The organism is Paenibacillus sp. MZ03-122A, assembly GCF_024213325.1.
Classification (GTDB): domain Bacteria; phylum Bacillota; class Bacilli; order Paenibacillales; family Paenibacillaceae; genus Paenibacillus; species Paenibacillus polymyxa_B.
In genome coordinates, this window is the sequence record NZ_JANAVI010000002.1 from 105332 (window position 1) to 121910 (window position 16579).

The 16579-nt window shown below is 40.2% G+C and carries 12 protein-coding genes and 1 pseudogene; 6 read left to right on the forward strand and 7 right to left on the reverse strand.

What is annotated here, in order from left to right; translation table 11 throughout:
* The first annotated feature begins 66 nt into the window (after positions 1 to 66).
* From NLX74_RS04445 to NLX74_RS04455, 3 genes are all read left to right on the forward strand, one after another.
* Positions 67 to 1146, forward strand: coding sequence for a CHAP domain-containing protein (locus NLX74_RS04445; RefSeq protein ID WP_254328034.1), 1080 nt, complete (start codon positions 67 to 69; stop codon positions 1144 to 1146).
* 73 nt (positions 1147 to 1219) lie between these two features.
* Entirely contained in the window at positions 1220 to 2083 is an 864-nt protein-coding gene (locus tag NLX74_RS04450) for a P-loop NTPase family protein (protein ID WP_254328035.1), read from the forward strand.
* 376 nt (positions 2084 to 2459) lie between these two features.
* Positions 2460 to 3959 carry a malate:quinone oxidoreductase gene (locus NLX74_RS04455; protein ID WP_235306785.1) on the forward strand — a complete coding sequence of 500 codons (1500 nt, stop codon included), beginning with the start codon at positions 2460 to 2462 and terminating at the stop codon, positions 3957 to 3959.
* 187 nt (positions 3960 to 4146) lie between these two features.
* On the opposite strand, the gene NLX74_RS04460 is transcribed toward NLX74_RS04455, so the two are convergent.
* Positions 4147 to 6336, reverse strand: coding sequence for an alpha-galactosidase (locus NLX74_RS04460; protein WP_254328036.1), 2190 nt, complete (start codon positions 6334 to 6336; stop codon positions 4147 to 4149).
* Between the two features lie 3 nt (positions 6337 to 6339).
* Positions 6340 to 7194, reverse strand: coding sequence for an AraC family transcriptional regulator (locus NLX74_RS04465; RefSeq protein ID WP_080710704.1), 855 nt, complete (start codon positions 7192 to 7194; stop codon positions 6340 to 6342).
* 152 nt (positions 7195 to 7346) lie between these two features.
* Between NLX74_RS04465 and NLX74_RS04470 the strand changes: the two genes are divergently transcribed.
* On the forward strand, positions 7347 to 8702 hold the full coding sequence (locus NLX74_RS04470) for a glycoside hydrolase family 32 protein (protein WP_254328037.1): 1356 nt from the start codon (positions 7347 to 7349) through the stop codon (positions 8700 to 8702).
* Positions 8699 to 10084 (forward strand): PTS transporter subunit EIIC, encoded by a 1386-nt coding sequence (locus NLX74_RS04475; RefSeq protein ID WP_039272017.1) that lies wholly within the window; start codon positions 8699 to 8701, stop codon positions 10082 to 10084. The genes NLX74_RS04470 and NLX74_RS04475 overlap by 4 nt, the downstream gene beginning before the upstream one ends.
* 143 nt (positions 10085 to 10227) lie before the next feature.
* On the opposite strand, the gene NLX74_RS04480 is transcribed toward NLX74_RS04475, so the two are convergent.
* Complete coding sequence (locus NLX74_RS04480) at positions 10228 to 10974, reverse strand: SDR family oxidoreductase (RefSeq protein WP_235306783.1); 747 nt, start codon at positions 10972 to 10974, stop codon at positions 10228 to 10230.
* Between the two features lie 185 nt (positions 10975 to 11159).
* Between NLX74_RS04480 and NLX74_RS04485 the strand changes: the two genes are divergently transcribed.
* On the forward strand, positions 11160 to 12083 hold the full coding sequence (locus tag NLX74_RS04485; RefSeq protein WP_254328038.1) for an AraC family transcriptional regulator: 924 nt from the start codon (positions 11160 to 11162) through the stop codon (positions 12081 to 12083).
* 70 nt (positions 12084 to 12153) lie between these two features.
* Here NLX74_RS04485 and NLX74_RS04490 read toward each other — a convergent pair whose 3' ends face one another.
* The 4 genes and pseudogenes from NLX74_RS04490 to NLX74_RS04505 all read right to left on the reverse strand — a co-directional run.
* On the reverse strand, positions 12154 to 12390 hold the full coding sequence (locus NLX74_RS04490) for a hypothetical protein (RefSeq protein WP_254328039.1): 237 nt from the start codon (positions 12388 to 12390) through the stop codon (positions 12154 to 12156).
* A 67-nt stretch (positions 12391 to 12457) separates the two neighbouring features.
* The gene (locus tag NLX74_RS04495; protein WP_254328040.1) at positions 12458 to 13525 is read right to left on the reverse strand and encodes a DUF4367 domain-containing protein; all 1068 of its coding nucleotides are present in this window, start codon (positions 13523 to 13525) and stop codon (positions 12458 to 12460) included.
* Positions 13486 to 14076 carry an RNA polymerase sigma factor gene (locus NLX74_RS04500; protein WP_235306778.1) on the reverse strand — a complete coding sequence of 197 codons (591 nt, stop codon included), beginning with the start codon at positions 14074 to 14076 and terminating at the stop codon, positions 13486 to 13488. The genes NLX74_RS04495 and NLX74_RS04500 overlap by 40 nt, the downstream gene beginning before the upstream one ends.
* A 943-nt stretch (positions 14077 to 15019) precedes the next feature.
* Positions 15020 to 15955: pseudogene (locus tag NLX74_RS04505) on the reverse strand (glycosyl hydrolase); the annotation flags it as partial.
* Positions 15956 to 16579: the final 624 nt, after the last annotated feature.

The following is a 16579-nucleotide window of genomic DNA, read 5'->3' on the forward strand; positions in this document are numbered from 1 at the left end:
TTTATTGGTTTTCTAAGGATGTCGAGATATGGGAAGTTGAAGTGGGCAGGGTAGGGAGGCGAAAGTTTGATTCATGAGAGTAAGTTTAAGCGGCTTGAAAGTGTTCGTGGTCTTGTTCATGAAATGCTTGTTACTACAGAGAATACCTCTAAGAAACAGGAGGCTTGGGCTCATCTTTTCGGAGTATCCAATTTTGCTTCAATGCTTGCTATGAGAAGAGGACAAGATGTGGAGATCGCTGCAATCGCGGGGGTGCTCCACGGTTTTTATTTCTATAAAACCGGAATTAAGGACTTCCCTGGTCCCAACAGTGCAGATGCTGTAAGACCTATACTACGTAACACCCAACTTTTTACCGACGAAGAGCAGCTTGTCATTCTCCGCTCGATCTTTTATCAAGGAGACAGACATCAAGGACATGGACCATACGAAGAAATAATTAAAGATGCTATTTTATTGCAGATGTACTTACAGAGTGCAGGTAACCATTCATTTAAGACGGATATACGTAGACTGCAAAATGTGTTTGTTGAATTGGGGATTCCGGTGGAGCTTGTAGAAGTGGAATTCAACGCAGATACGGAAACGAAAAACAGTAACGCTGAAGACAGACGTCTTATGCTGGCTGATTTTGCAGAAACGTTTGCAGGGCAAAACATTGTTGGCGTCCCGGAAGATGAACGTTATCGGGAAATTTGCAAGTATTGGCCGGACTCTGATATTTATAAAGTACTGGAAGGCAATTGGTGCGCTGCGTTTATATACTACTGTTGTATGCAAGTTGGAATTCTACTGCCCATCCGGTATCCGAACTGTATGTATCGATTAGCTGGGGTTGGTGCGTGGTTGGATTGGGCCCAGCTGCCTGAAACAGGATTTTTTTATCACGATAAGCAAGATGGATTTAAGCCAGCACGTGGTGATATTGTGGTTTATGAGAAGCTTCTATCGGATGATTCCCACGATCACATCGGAATTGTTTTAGGTTGTGATGACAACAAAATTTTGGTCGCAGAAGGTAACAAAGACAATAAGAATTACTCCAGTGTTTTATACAGGGATAGAGGTCATTGTATTCTCGGATATATCCGCATAGACAACGGCTATCATTTTCATTTCAGTGGGGAATATACACCGATCCGTTAAATATAATGGGCGATATAACGAGACAATAGGATTTTCCTTAAGGTAATCATTTAATTCATAAGGATGTGATACTATGGCCAATTTACCAGCTACGAAAACGAAACTGATTATCGTTGAGGGTATACCTGGCTCTGGCAAATCCACATTATCTAGACACATACATGACATGTTAAACACACATCAAATAGAATCGGAACTATTTTTAGAAGGGAACTTACGACATCCCGCTGATTATGAATCGGTTGCATGTATGCCGAACGAAGAACTTGATCGGCTCCGATCTATCTATTCTGAGGTGTTTCATTACATTGATCCGTTTGTATCTGTGAATGGCAACGACTCTTTAATCGCATATGCACTTGCGCAGCAATCAGCTCCAAATGGAATCCCTTCTAGTTTGTATGAGGAAATCCGGCGTTATGAAATTTACGATGGAGTACCCGTAGAAAAGCACTGCGAGTTGATGATTCAACGTTGGAAGTCTTTTGTTAAAGATCAGCGAGAAAAAGAAAAGTTGATAATACTCGAATGCTGTTTTTTACAGAACCCAGGGTGTGCATTACTTGCCCGACATAACGCTGGAGAAGATCGTTTTATTCAGCATGTATTACAGATTGCGGAGCAAATTCAGGAGTTAAATCCAATTTTGTTCTATTTGAAGCAACCGAATGTGCATGAGACGATTGAGCGAGTTAAAACAATGAGATCTCAAGAATGGTTAGATTTCGCGATTTGGTACCATACGGAGCAAGATTATGGAAATAACAAGGGGCTTTACGGATATGAGGGATATATTCAGTTCCTTGAACATCGACGAGAGCTAGAATTACAAATTATTGAGCAACTCCCTTTTCAATCGTTTATTATGGATAACTCCGATTATGATTGGGGGAATCAACAACAGACCGTTTCGAATATCATAATGAAGTATTTATAAGGGCCTATCCCGGAAAGACATATTTTACCGAGTTATTCATATACATGGACTGTTGATTCAATCATTGGAAATTTGTTACTCTACATCATTTGCTTCTAAGCGCTTTTTTGGTGTCTGTTATTACTGCTAGTAAGTGAAGCCCAAAAAATACAGCGTGTTGAGATCCATTCTTATTATTTCTGCAAAGAAAATTCTCACTTTTTAGCAGAAATGATTTATAATTATCAGATAATAGACAATATAATTTTTAAAAGATTATATTTTAGTTATAATAGAGACAGAAAAGATATGTTCCTGAGTGGAGCCTTGCTTCTTGTATCACCTAAGCAGGAGGGCCTGCTCTTTTTTGCAAATATAAGAGATAAGGAAGGTTTTTATGAATAGCATTCAGAAAAATACAGACGTTATCTTAATTGGTGCCGGAGTCATGAGCGCGACTCTGGGATCATTGCTGAAAGAGTTAGCACCAGAATGGGAAATCAAAGTGTTTGAGAAACTCGCAAACGCGGGAGAAGAAAGCTCTAACGAATGGAATAATGCAGGTACAGGCCATGCTGCACTGTGCGAACTGAACTATACATCCGAGAAGGCTGACGGATCTATAGATATTCGTAAAGCTGTAGACATTAATGAGCAGTTTCAGCTTTCAAGACAGTTTTGGTCTTTTCTTGTAAACAGCAATTTGATTCGTAATCCACAGGACTTTATCAAACCAATACCTCATATGAGCTTGGTAACAGGAGAGAAAAATGTATCTTTTTTGAAAAAAAGGTTTAAAGCGCTTTCAACTATTTCTCTGTTTCAAGGCATGGAATTTTCCGACGCCCCTGAAAAGCTGAAGGAATGGATTCCGCTGATTATGGAAGGCCGTACAATGAATGAACCCATCGCGGCAACCAAAATCGACTCTGGAACAGATGTCAACTTTGGTGCTTTAACACGCATGTTGTTTGAGCATTTAAAAAGTAAAAACGTCGAGATTAATTACAAACATAGTGTAAAGGATATTAAACGTGCGAGCGACGGCTCGTGGAAGGTCAAGGTTCATAATCTGGATAACGGTAAAATCGAATACCATAATGCCAAATTTGTCTTTATCGGTGGTGGGGGTGGAAGTCTACCTTTGCTACAAAGAACCGGTATTCCTGAGTCCAAATATATCGGGGGATTCCCGGTAAGTGGACTATTTATGGTATGTAACAATCCTAAGGTTGTCGCCCAGCATCATGCAAAAGTATATGGTAAAGCTAAGGTTGGTGCTCCTCCCATGTCTGTTCCGCATCTGGATACAAGATATATCGGTAACCAAAAAGCACTGCTATTTGGACCGTTTGCCGGCTTCTCACCGAAGTTCTTGAAAACGGGCTCAAATTTGGATTTGATCGGTTCTGTAAAACCTAATAATCTCATTACGATGTTGGCCGCAGGCGCAAAAGAGATGGCATTGACCAAATATCTGATCCAGCAAGTGATGTTATCGAATGAAAAGCGTCTGGAAGAATTACGCGAGTTTATTCCGAACGCCAAAATCGAGGACTGGGGGATCGTGGTAGCAGGCCAACGTGTGCAGGTGATCAAAGATACGGAGGGCGGAAAAGGAACACTTCAATTTGGTACGGAAGTGGTTAGTGCCGCTGATGGTTCGGTAGCTGCACTGCTCGGCGCTTCTCCGGGTGCTTCTACTGCTGTTCACGTTATGCTGGAAGTATTGGAAAAATGCTTCCCACAACATATGGAAGAGTGGGAACCAAAAATCAAAGAGATGATTCCTTCTTATGGGGTGTCACTAGCGGAAAACCCAGAGCTTTACCAAGAAATTTACAATTCCACAACGGAGGTGCTGGGTCTGGGCGAAAAAGAACCGCTTCATCGTTAATTTTTGCATGGCGGTCATTTAGTTTACTATTTTTAGAAGTGAGTTCACTTATCAATAATAGAAGAATTGAAATTATATTCAAAAACTCTTGCAAGAAACTTAATCGAAAAAGCAGAAGACCGTGAAATTTAACGGTTTCTGCTTTTTTAAGATTTTAATTCTTTGAATGGGGAGCTAGGGTATTAGATCATTTACACTTTTTAAAAATTAACTTATGGACAATAAAATCACCTTTAGGATTTTCAAGAGAGATTCCGCAATTATATAATTCTGATCCACTATAAGTAGCATTTGTAATAACTTCGAGATAGTTGGCTTCTTGATCTAAATAAGGAATTCGAACAAGTAATGATAAATCAAATACTTGATAGGTGTTCCGAAATACATAAATAATGGCATTACTTTTTTCTTCATCGACAAACATCCAACTACAAATATTTGATTCATTAGGAGAACTCAATCGATAGAATTCCCCTTCAAAAACAAGCTTTCTTTCTCTTTTGTAAGTCGATATATGATTCGCTACCTTCTTCTTCTCTTCTTCAGACATGGAGATGACATCCATTTCATAGCCCATATTGGTTGAAGAAGCCAAAGCTGCTCTTGTCTCAAATTCAGTTATGCGACCAGTTTGATGATTTGGAACATCGGAAACATGACCAGTTATTGAAGAGATTGGAAACATGTAAGAAGCTCCATATTGGATTTGTTGTCTGTCCAGAGCATCGGTATTATCACTGATCCATGTTTGAGGAAAATAGAACAACATACCAGGATCTAATCTACCTCCACCGCTAGAACAATTTTCAAAGAGTACTTCTGGATGGCTTAAAGTGAGTGTGCTAATAATATGATAAAAGCCCAGCATATATCTATGAGAAAATTCTTGTGAGTTGTTTTCTGTTTCAGTCGGGGAGAAAGGATCAGTCATATGTCGATTCATATCCCACTTGATATAGTTCACTCCGAAATTTGCAATTGCATCTGACAATGTCTTGATAACGAAGTTTTGAACTTCTTTATTGGTTAAGTCTAAGAAGTATTGACTTCTGCCCAAAATGGGTTCATAGCTTTTACTCTTCATTACCCATTCGGGATGTTGTTTGATTAGGTTTGTATCGGGTGATATCATCTCGGGTTCAAACCAAATCCCAAAACCAATGTCTTTCTCTTTAGCATAATCCACCAAAGATTTAATTCCATTGGGGAATTTTTTTTCGTCAACCTTCCAATCTCCTAAAGAAGTTTTACTACTATTGCGTTTACCAAACCAGCCATCATCCAACACCACTGTTTCAAAACCCAAAAGACTAGCAGAATCAATCAATTTTTTTAGCAAAGCTTCAGAAACATCGAAATAAGTCATTTCCCAGCTGTTGATTACGATGGGTCTCTTTCTTTTTTTCCATGATGGATTAATCAAGTGATTATTGAAAAAAGTATGGAATGCTTGAGAATTACTATTGAACCCTTGATTGCTGTATACTAGCAGAGCTTGTGGACTCTGAATGGTCTCCCCTGATTTTAAAGTCCATGAGAAGCCCTCTTCATTTAACCCAATTTGCATTCTTAAGTTATTATATTGATCACGTTCTAAAATCTCTTCGTGATTGCCACTGTAAAGTAAGGTCATTGCATGGACTTCTCCTTGAAACTCTGTGGCCTCTTTTGATAAAGCGATGAAGGGAGGATATTGAGGCCCACTTGCACCTCTAGCACTACCAATTTTAAATAATCCATGTTTAATATCATTTCTATTTATTTGGAACTCTTTTTGATGAGTGCCATAAAATGAGGTGCATACTTGATTCTCGTAACGTATATCAAGAGAAGCACTTAGAAGTTTTTCAACTTTTATTGTACTAGAGCTTTCGTTAATTACTTTAGTAGAACGTACGATAATCGGTGAATCCTCAAAAATCGTATAAAACAAATCTAGAGCAATATTTGCGACTTTATCGTACAAATGGACAATTAAGGTCTGACAAAAAGCTTCATTGCTTCTTGCAGAGGGCAGATCTTGAAGCGTTAACGCTTCATCAAGAATTTCGTACCCAACATAGACAAATCTTGTAATTCCTTGTCCATCTTCATTTCGAATCTTTATGGAAGAATTTCTAAAATCACCTTGATGAGGTAAAGAAACCTCTTGAGGTAAAAATTCAAGAGATAGTTCAGGTATATTAATATCTGGAGTTGCAGCAAATGTTCTCTTTTTTAATTTTGGTCGATTGCTAAAATTGTAACTAGTAATCTTTTGTCCCCAATACCGATGTAGCAAATAGGTATCTTCTACAATTTCCATAATATAACTGACATAATTATTTGTGAGATGAAATACTTTTTTCTCTTCAACAAAATGAATTAAAGGATTCATTGATCATTTATGCTCCTTTCTATACTGGGAAGGTGATATCCCAAGTTCTTTTCTAAAAAATTTAGAAAATGATAATGCATCAGAAAAACCAACTGAGCTAGCAATAAGGTTAATTGGATCGTCGCTTTCAGCAAGTAGTTCTTTTGCTTTGTTTATTTTTAAATTAGAAAGATATTTTTTGGGGGGGATTCCCACCTCATTTTTAAACATAAGAGACAAATAATTTGGATGAATGCCAACAGAATAGGCAATATCGGAAATTTGGATGTCATCGTGATAATGAAGATCCATATAACGCATCGCTTGAAAAGAAATGGAGGTACTGCTATTCACAGTTGTTTGAACCGGGCATTCATTCAATAAATTTCCTGCGATATCATACATAATGCCGTTAATTTTAAAAAAAGAGGCTAAATCATTTTTATTCAGTTCGATAATATCTTCGATTCTACTTTCATAAAAGGAAGCATCTTGGCAATTCATTACAAATTTTTCTTCATCAGACTGAAGTAATGTTTGAACAAAGTTTCCAGACTGAATGCCCATAAAACCAATCCAAGAATATTTCCACGGCTTATTTGGGTCAGCGGTATAAGTAGAAACAACATTCGCTGGTACAATAAAAAGTTGATTTTCATGGACTTCAATCTTTTGATCTTCAATTTCCAGTATTCCCTTGCCCTCCTTTACAAAATGAATAAAGTGGTAGTCTCGTCGTTTTGGACCATAACTGTAACCCGGTTCACAATATTCAATGCCACTGTTATAAAGAATAAAGTCTGAAATACTTTTTTTTGTAAAATCAGTGAATCTATCCGTATATTCTCTTAAGTTATTATTCATGCCCTTATTATACATAGGAACGCTTCAAAGAAAATGTAGATATTAGAAAGTTCCATATTTCTCTTAAATATTTCTATATTATAAATGTAAGTTGAAATGATAATATCTCATTAACAAAGGTAATGAAAGCGCATTAATGAAAATTTGAAGAGGAGGACTATTTCAAGTTGGAAAATCGGCATAAGAATTATTTCCATATTGAGCCGGATAAAGGATTACTTAATGATCCAAACGGTTTGATTCAGTTTAAAGGAAAATATTATTTTTTTCATCAATGGAATCGTTTTGATACGAGCCATGATTACAAAGAATGGGGATTGTTTTTATCTAAGGATTTAGTTCATTGGACAAATATTCGATCAGCGATTTTACCTGATAGATATGATGATAAAGATGGTGTTTACTCAGGAAGCGCGATTGAGAACGATGGGAAAATGTATCTCTTCTATACAGGGAATACTAAACTAAATGGAGTTAGAAAAAGTTATCAAAAAATTGCTGTATCTAACGATGGACGAACATTCATCAAACAGGAAAGCGCCATTGAAACCCCTAAAGGTTTTTCTGAACACCATCGCGATCCTAAAGTTTGGAAAAAAGATAATAAATGGTGGATGATTGTCGGAGCTCAAACAAAAGAAAATGTGGGAGCAATCACGCTGTTTCAATCAGATGATTTATTAACATGGGAATATCAAGGTATTTTTTACACGGATACTATATTGGATCAGATGTGTGAATGCCCGGACTACTTTACCTTAACCGATGGAATCGAAATACTAATGGTTTGTCCACAAAAGCGAACTTCTGACAAACAAAGTGATCGGCCAATTTCAAGCTATGCTGGATATTTAGCAGGAAAAATGGATTATAAAACAAATAAATTTAATCAGTCAACTGAGATAAAAATGATGGATGAAGGATTTGATTTTTATGCGCCGCAATCTTTTTTAGATGATAAAGGTCGAAGAATTATCGTTGGCTGGATGTCTAGAATGGACGAGAATCAAGAAAGAAATTGTCCTACAGTGAAAGATGGCTACCTTCATTGTTTATCCATGCCGAGAGAACTGAAGTGGATCGATAATCACCTTTATCAAGTCCCCTTGAAAGAATACGAGAATTTGAGGAAGAGAGAGCAAGAATACAAAAATGAATACGGCATTATTTCTAACAATAGTAAAGCCTTTGAACTCATTATTGATTTTGATGAAGCTATAAAAGATTTTTCAGTGTCTTTGAATTCCAACACAAATCCAATTATATATCGTTGTGGAAAACTTGAGATTGGACGAATTAATTGGGTTACTGAGAAATTGGAAACAAAAATTCTTCAAGTAAAGGACCTAACGAAGTTGCACATTTTTTGTGACAGCTCTACTTTAGAAATTTTCATTAATGATGGACAGTATGTTTTTTCAATGAGATATTTTTGCGATGAGCAGAATCGTAATATTGAATATAAGAGTTTGAATGAGAAGGGTATGATTAATTTTTACTCTTATGAGGAGGAAAACGAATGAGTAACAAAGAAATCGCCGAAAAAATTTTAGAATTAGTCGGTGGAAATGAAAATATTCAATCAGTGACACATTGTGCAACTAGACTCCGAATTATTATTAACGATAAAGATAAAATTGATATGAAAGGAGTAGAGGCAATTGATAAAGTCAAAGGTAGCTTTTTTAATTCCGGGCAATATCAAGTTATTTTAGGGACTGGATTGGTTAACAAAGTTTACGATGAATTTGCTCCAATGCTTAATGGCTCGGGTAAGAAGGCAACTGAGGCTTCAAATGAATCTCAAAAGGTTACTTTCCAAAAAGCGATTCGAGTTTTTGGGGATGTATTTGTTCCAATTATTCCAGTATTAGTTGCGACGGGGTTATTCATGGGATTACGAGGTTTATTCACTCAAGAAGCGTTATTGGGACTTGTTGGCCTGACTCCTAATGATATTCCACAACAGCTTTTAATGTTTACTCAAATTTTGACTGATACTGCCTTTGCATTCTTACCAGCGCTAGTAGCCTGGTCTACATTTAGAATTTTTGGTGGAACACCTATTCTAGGAATTGTTCTAGGATTGATGCTTGTTAGTCCAGTACTTCCTAACGCTTATGAGGTTGGTCAACAAGCAGCAGAGCCACTTACGTTTTTTGGATTTATTAAAGTTGTCGGTTATCAAGGTTCTGTTCTTCCTGCGTTCGTAGCAGGTATTCTAGGTTCAAAAATTGAAATCTTCTTGAGAAAGAAAATTCCAGATTCTTTAGACTTAATTCTTACTCCCTTTTTAACTTTATTATCAGGATTAATTTTAGCGCTATTTATTGTTGGACCAATCTTCCATGAAGTAGAAATCGGTGTTTTATATGCAGTTGAGTTCCTATTGAATCTACCATTGGGGATTGGCGGCTTAATTTATGGAAGTTTCGGACAGTTATTAGGTATCTTCGGTGTTCACCATATCCTGAACTTTCTTGAAATCAGCATGTTAGGAAAAGATGGCTGGAACTATCTAAATCCTATTGGGACTTGCGGGAATATTGCTCAGGCAGGAGCAGTTTTAGCTGTTGCAATTAAAGCAGTTTCGCCAAAAATGAAGCAAATTGCTTTTCCTTCTGCTCTTTCCGCAGCATTGGGAATTACCGAGCCAGCTGTTTTTGGAGTTACTTTACGCTTAGTAAAACCTTTTGTGATGTCTATGATTGGTGGTGGAGTTGGTGGTTTTCTAGCCTCTATTTTCCATTTACGTGCAACAGGTATGGCATTAACAGGAATTCCGGGGACACTACTTTATCTTAATGAGCAATTACCGTTATATATCTTGGTGAATGTAGTATCATTCGCAGTATCATTCGGGTTGACTTGGACATTTGGTTATAAGAAAGATCAAGGATTATAGTCAAAAAGATAAATAATATACTAACTAAAATTAGACATAGACTCTTAGCAATGAGAGTCCATGTCTTTTTGTATCTTTAGTTGCAGAGTTTTTATTTAGCTGTCATTCTGTTAGACAAGAGAAGGTGCCCCTATCTATTTATATTACATTTGTGCGGTTGGACGGATTACGATTTCGTTCACATCAATATCGGCCGGTTGTTCAATTGCGAATCCAATTGCACGGGCTACCGCGTCAGGTGTCATGGCTAGTTTATCCCGGATGGCAGCGAGTTGATCTCTTAATGCTGGATTGGTCATACCCTCCGTGAAATTCGTCTGCACAATACCAGGCGAAATGATGGTCACGCGCAGCTTGTCGCCAGCCTCCTGGCGCAATCCTTCTGAGATCGCGCGCACGGCGAACTTCGTACCGGAGTAGACCGACTGGTTCGGCACAGTCTTATGTCCTGCTACAGAAGCGATGTTCACGAAATGTCCAGAACCCTGCTTGCGAAAGATAGGCAACGCTGCGGCTATACCGTACAAAACGCCTTTAATGTTGACATCAATCATGTCCTCCCAGTCCTCGACACACAGATCTTCGAGAGGGGAAATGGGCATAACGCCAGCGTTGCTGACGAGAACATCCAGCTTCCCATACCGTTCGCAAGCCAAATTAACGAGATTGCACAGATCCTCGCGCCGTCTCACGTCAGTGCGTGCATAAACAGCTTCGCCACCTCTATTGGAAATGCGTGTCGCCAGCGCTTCAAGGCGCTCCGCTCCGCGTGCTCCAAGCACGACTTTTGCTCCACGCTCGGCAAGTAACAGTGCTGTTGCTTCTCCAATTCCGCTGCTTGCACCTGTAATCACGACGACTTTGTTCTCTATTCTTCCTTCCAAATGCATAGCCCAATCCTTCTTCCTTTGATCTATTTGCCTTAGGCCCTCTGTTGGCCTTGCAAGTAAATTTTAAGTAGAATTCGATTGAGACAGGTAGACCGATCAAGTCCAATTCTTGCCTAATCCTATTCGGCGCGCATATAATTAGCACATCAATATTAGCGTTCAACGGAAAGGAAGGTGAAGCATGAATGATTTCGTCTCCTCCCCCCTCTGATATTTCTACGAATCTACAGGAACTGATTCATCTAATTGATCAACATGCGTCTTCGGATGGTACGTTTGTCTCGTCTGTGCCAGGACTTTATTTCAGACGTGCAAGCCATGTGTCCGAGCTGAATCATACGGTCCATATGCCCTCCCTGTACGTGGTTGCACAAGGCTCAAAGACAGCAATGCTGGCTGGAGAAAACTATGTGTACGATCCAACAACCTACATGGTCACATCAGTTCAACTTCCCGTAATTGGTAAAATAACTCAAGCCTCGTCGGAGCTTCCTTATCTAAGTCTTCAATTATCCATTAGCCCAGACGTCATTCTGGACATTATCAAGAAGAGTCCTCCTCAATGTACCGTAAAGACTGGACGCGGCATACTAGTGAGCCAATTTGACCCTCTGCTGCTTGATGCGCTGCTTCGGCTTGTCAGACTTTCGGATACGCCTGCGGATATTCAGTTTCTTGCGCCGCTTATCACGCACGAGATCCTTTATCGTGTATTACAAGGTGAGCAGGGGGCTTTAATCAGGCAATTTGCCGTAGTTGGTAGCTATGCACATAGCATCTCCCAAGCGATCCATCTGATAACCCGCGATTACTCTAAGCCTCTTGTGATTGAAGAATTGGCGAAGGAAGTAAACATGAGCCCTTCTTCCTTACACAAGCATTTTAAAAAGGTAACGGCTATAAGTCCTCTGCAGTATCAGAAGGCCATTCGATTGCAGACTGCACGCCGCTTGTTGCTCTCGGAGGGAGTGGAAGCCGCCAATGCAGGCTTTCGCGTTGGCTATGAGAGCCCTTCGCAGTTCAGCCGGGAATATGGACGCATGTTTGGGCGTCCACCGATGAGTGATGTTAAACATTTGCGCAATTCCCTTAGTGTCTCAGTTGATTGAGAGATTCTTCGGGTGATCCGTGGAGGATGCCCAGAGGCAAGTTGTCTTTGGTCTGGTCAAAGAGGATATATCACACCAACGGAAGTTCGTCGAGCCGTTCGTAAATCAACAATCCTTTCTCTTTCGCCACCCTTACCATTTCATCGGCACCCTGAGAGAGTCCTCCAACCCGAAGCACGGCGTTACAGTAATCAAGCAGGCGAATGGAAGACGGGTGGAAGATTTTGTTAAAGGTCTCATCTCCCAGAGCAGTGGAACCGGCTGTGGCGATAAGGGGCAAAGCATACCACTCTCCCAGCACCGGCATGTGACCAGCCTCGTAAACTTGAAGAGCAATTTCATTCATGTAGTTGACGTTAGCTTTTCTTTTATAGCTATTGCGGTGAACCGTTAAGCAAATCCTCGGCTATTTTTACCAGGTCTTCTTTGCTCAGCGGGCTGTCCTGGTTATCAGATATGTTGTAGTGTAAACGCCTTTTTTCATCAAGCCAACCCAGTCGGTTTTTCCCTACCTCCAAGGGCGTGCTTGTTTCGCTTGCTCTGATGTAATAGGCCTTGGTTCCTTTGATCATCAGTTCCTCAGCCGAATCCTGTTCATTTTGCATCACGGTCGTCTTTGTGACTTCGGGAGCGTACTTGGTGACGGTGATGTTTACATAGTCATTTCCTCTTGTATACCGGGCAAAGGTGAAGTCTGACTTGTCCCAGCTCAGCTTTTGAATAAACAGATTTTCACCTTTCGGTGCGGCCTTGGCCTGTTGCATCAGTTTATCCGTTAAAGCCCGATATTCCTCTTTGTTCATCATCCCAGGATATGCAGCGACTGGATAGACGTATCCGAAATCAAATCGGTAGCCATTCGGCAGATGAGTAGGATTGTGGAATAGTGGGGCTTCTGTACGCTTGATTTCATCCTGCAGACTGCTGAAGCTAGAAAGTTCAGTCGGTTTGTATGCAAATAGGACAGGATTAGACGAATTTCTTGGATTCATAGAATCGTCCTTAACGTAATAGGCCGCATACTCTCTAGGCTGTAGACGGTCTCTCACCTTTTCGTTCCACTGTGTGTAGGTGGTTGTATACGTTTGGGAAGCGTCCGTTTCGGCAGGAGTTTTGGCGGTATTTAATACGACATCGCCTTTGCTGTTACGTAATTCCAGATATTGCGAAGCGGCGTACCCAGTCACAGAGGCGCCCAATACAAAAAGTAAGATCATAATAGGAGCGGTGATGCGCGGTTGAAGACGCATTTTTACGATGAGTCCCTTTTTGGGTTTCGCCTTTTGGTAGACCTGTTCCATCACTTTGTCAGAGACGTCAAAGGCTTGTATTTTTAAGACGTTCTCTGGCTCCGTCAACATGTCCATATTTTTAAAGTCTTTGTCTTTCAAATCGGTGTATTTCAGACCTTGTTCCTGAGTTCTGTCTTGTAATTCACGCATTTTGGGTCCTCCTTTATGGGCTCCATCATTTTTTTTAGCTTTGTTTTTGTTCTGCCGTATTTTTTCTTGATAGCTTCCTCGCTTTTGTTCATAATTTCCCCGATTTCTCCAAACGATTTTTCTTCAAAAATGCGTAGCACCAGCAGGTTTCGTTCTTCTGCATTCAGTTGGCCCAATGCCCGGCTTAGCGGTTCACTGAAAAGCTGACGTTCCATAACCTGCGCAGCGCTGTCTGAAGTCATGTTAGTTGAGTTGAACAGGGTAATTTTAAATTTGCGCTGTAGATTTTTCCTGCGAATCAGGTTCAGGCAGTGATGATAAGCCATTTTATACAGCCAGGAGGAGAAGCCCACTGTGGGCTTGTACATACTGATTTTCTCGAAAGCACTAACGAAAATATCTTGTACAGCCTCTTCCGCTTCCTGCTCACTTCCTAATATCCGCCAGCAGTACACAAAAATCTGACGCTGATACTCCTTTACAATGTAGGCGTAATCCTGGATCTCGCCAGCTTGGACCCGTTTAATTCTATATTCGATTTCCTCATTCAAAGATTTAGGCACCCCCTCTGATTAAAAAGAAAACTATATCTGTATAACAAATGAAGATGAACCAAAGGGACATCTTTTCTAAAATTTTTTAAGTATTAAATCAACCCTCTAAGAGAATACGATAAAGCAGAACAATTATCACCAACGTTGTTGATTTCATAGAGCTTGGATTTTTATTGTGGAAATAAATAGAATAATAAATATACCTATCCAAAAATTTAAAAATAGATTGTAAAGAAAAAAGGGGATGGGAAATGAAGTTTTATGATAATAGGGGAGTCCAGATGGTAGTTGCACTTTTATATCCTGTTATAACATTTGTTATATTAAGTAATGGTCATATGATAGGTTCATGGACTGTTCCGGCCATTATTGCAATTTTGTTTTGTCTGTTATGGAAAAATACTTTTTATGTAATCATCTCTAATGTCTTGGTGCGGAATATATCCGTACCTATGTGGTGGCTGCTAGTTGAACGTGTGAAAACAAACCAGGGCGCTGAAATTTTCATTTCGTCATTACCATTCATTATATTGTTATAACGTATTGACTCTTAGGCGGACGCTCTTGCCGCCTTAGAACCAGTAGCATGAGCCAATTTCCCTGCTTGCCTCTCTTGCTCACCGAATCGGAAGCCAGCCTCCTTGCTACAGATACCCAGGCTGGTTCAAACAAGCCTTTAGAGTTTCAACCGGCTCATGAAAAAAAGGGTGTTTTGGGATTACTCCAGAAACACCCTTGCTATCAATTCGTTTAAGTATACATTTTATTCAAGCAATGTATCAGAAAATTGGTTTTCATTTGTTACCGTCAAGGTAAAACTGCCCTGCGTCGGTATGATCTTGTCGGAGATCAGGTAACCCGTATCCGCATAGGAGGACTTGGTTGTTCATTGTGCACTTACGACACACCGTTAATTGTTTTGGCCGTAATGATCTACATCCGGTAGCTCATCGAGCGTGATCACGTTTGGATGGTTAAACACTTTGTTCAAATGCTCCCGGCTATTGTTTACGCCATCGGTCAGGAACTCTCCCGTCCAGGTAGTGAACCAGCTCCAGTTCGTTCCGTCACTGGAGAGTAAATCCGGATCCGGGATCGCGCCGTTCTCGGTTAATGCGACCAGCTTCTGGTTGTTCACAAGCGAGACGAGTGCGTCATACTTGTCAGTGACCGGACTATAGTCGCCCGCAGACGGATAATGATCCGTACTCACGATGTCTACAACATCGTGTCCCGGATACCACTCCGGTGCGCTAGAGTTCCAGACCCAAATCAAATTGTTCAGACCATGCACGCTCGTTAAGCGGTCGTACACCAGGTGGTAAAGTTTCTTTGACGGCTCCGGACCTTTTGCGCCCCACCAGAACCATCCTCCTTCAGCTTCATGCAACGGCCGGAAGAGCACGGGGATTTTCGCATCTTTTAGCTTTTGAAGCTGTGCCGCAATGGCATCGATATCCCGCAAAATAAGTTTATAATCCTCGGATTCCGGGTGGTTCAACGCGTAATCAACGTCGAAAGTGGTGGAATCCCCGAAGAATCCCTTGTACCACTCTTTACCAGGTTGGTCAATTAAACCCTTCGGCGCGTTCCAATGCCATACAACGGTGACAATACCGCCTTGGCTGTGCCAATCGATCGCATTCTCGATCTCAGAGGAGGAAGCGCCGTGCTCGACGCGAGACGGTGAATAATCCATCAGGTCGAATCCGACAATGGCTGGCTTTTTACCAATCGCGTCCTGCATCCAGCTAATGTTAGAACTGTTCTGCTGACCGGATAGTACACTCTTGCCGTATTGATCGACCAGATAGCTCATCAACGATTTGGCTTCAGGCGAGGCGTTGGGATTAACGAGTGTCTTCCTAACATAATGCTCCTTAGTGACCGTCGATTTTTGAAACTCGGCCACCCCCCCGTTCAGAACGCCTGATTCTGCTTCATACACAGCTTCAGACACGGTAACCGGTTCTTCGGATGCATGGGCAAAAGACAAAGGATACAGTAAAATTGCAACCCCTGCGGTACATAGAAGTGCTGGCCATCTTTTAAACATAAATCCTCCCAAAATAACTAAAAATTTATTCCTTTAATTTTGTTTTGCTAAAACCTGTTTTTATTATGTAATCTAGATTAGTTTGCAAAACACTATCATTTCATTGGCATTCTAACATTTACCAAATTTATTGTCAACAAATGTCGAATCCTAGATAAAGCTAACAGAGAAGGAAAAACTCACAGTTAAGGCAAAAGCAGAGCGAAAGAAAATAAAATCTACGTGATGGAGAAATTTTTGATTATCGCGTGTTTGTTGCTGAAGGATTCCAAGTAGTTCATGAAGACAATAAACGAATTCTGAATTTTCATATTAAAAACAAAGAACGTGGCTTGGCATTGGCCAGTCCCATTCTCGGTTCAGGGCTCCAAATTTCTGAAGCACTATCGCTTGATTTTCCTGATATTGATTGGTTTAAGGAAAAAGTAGATGTTACGAGGTAAT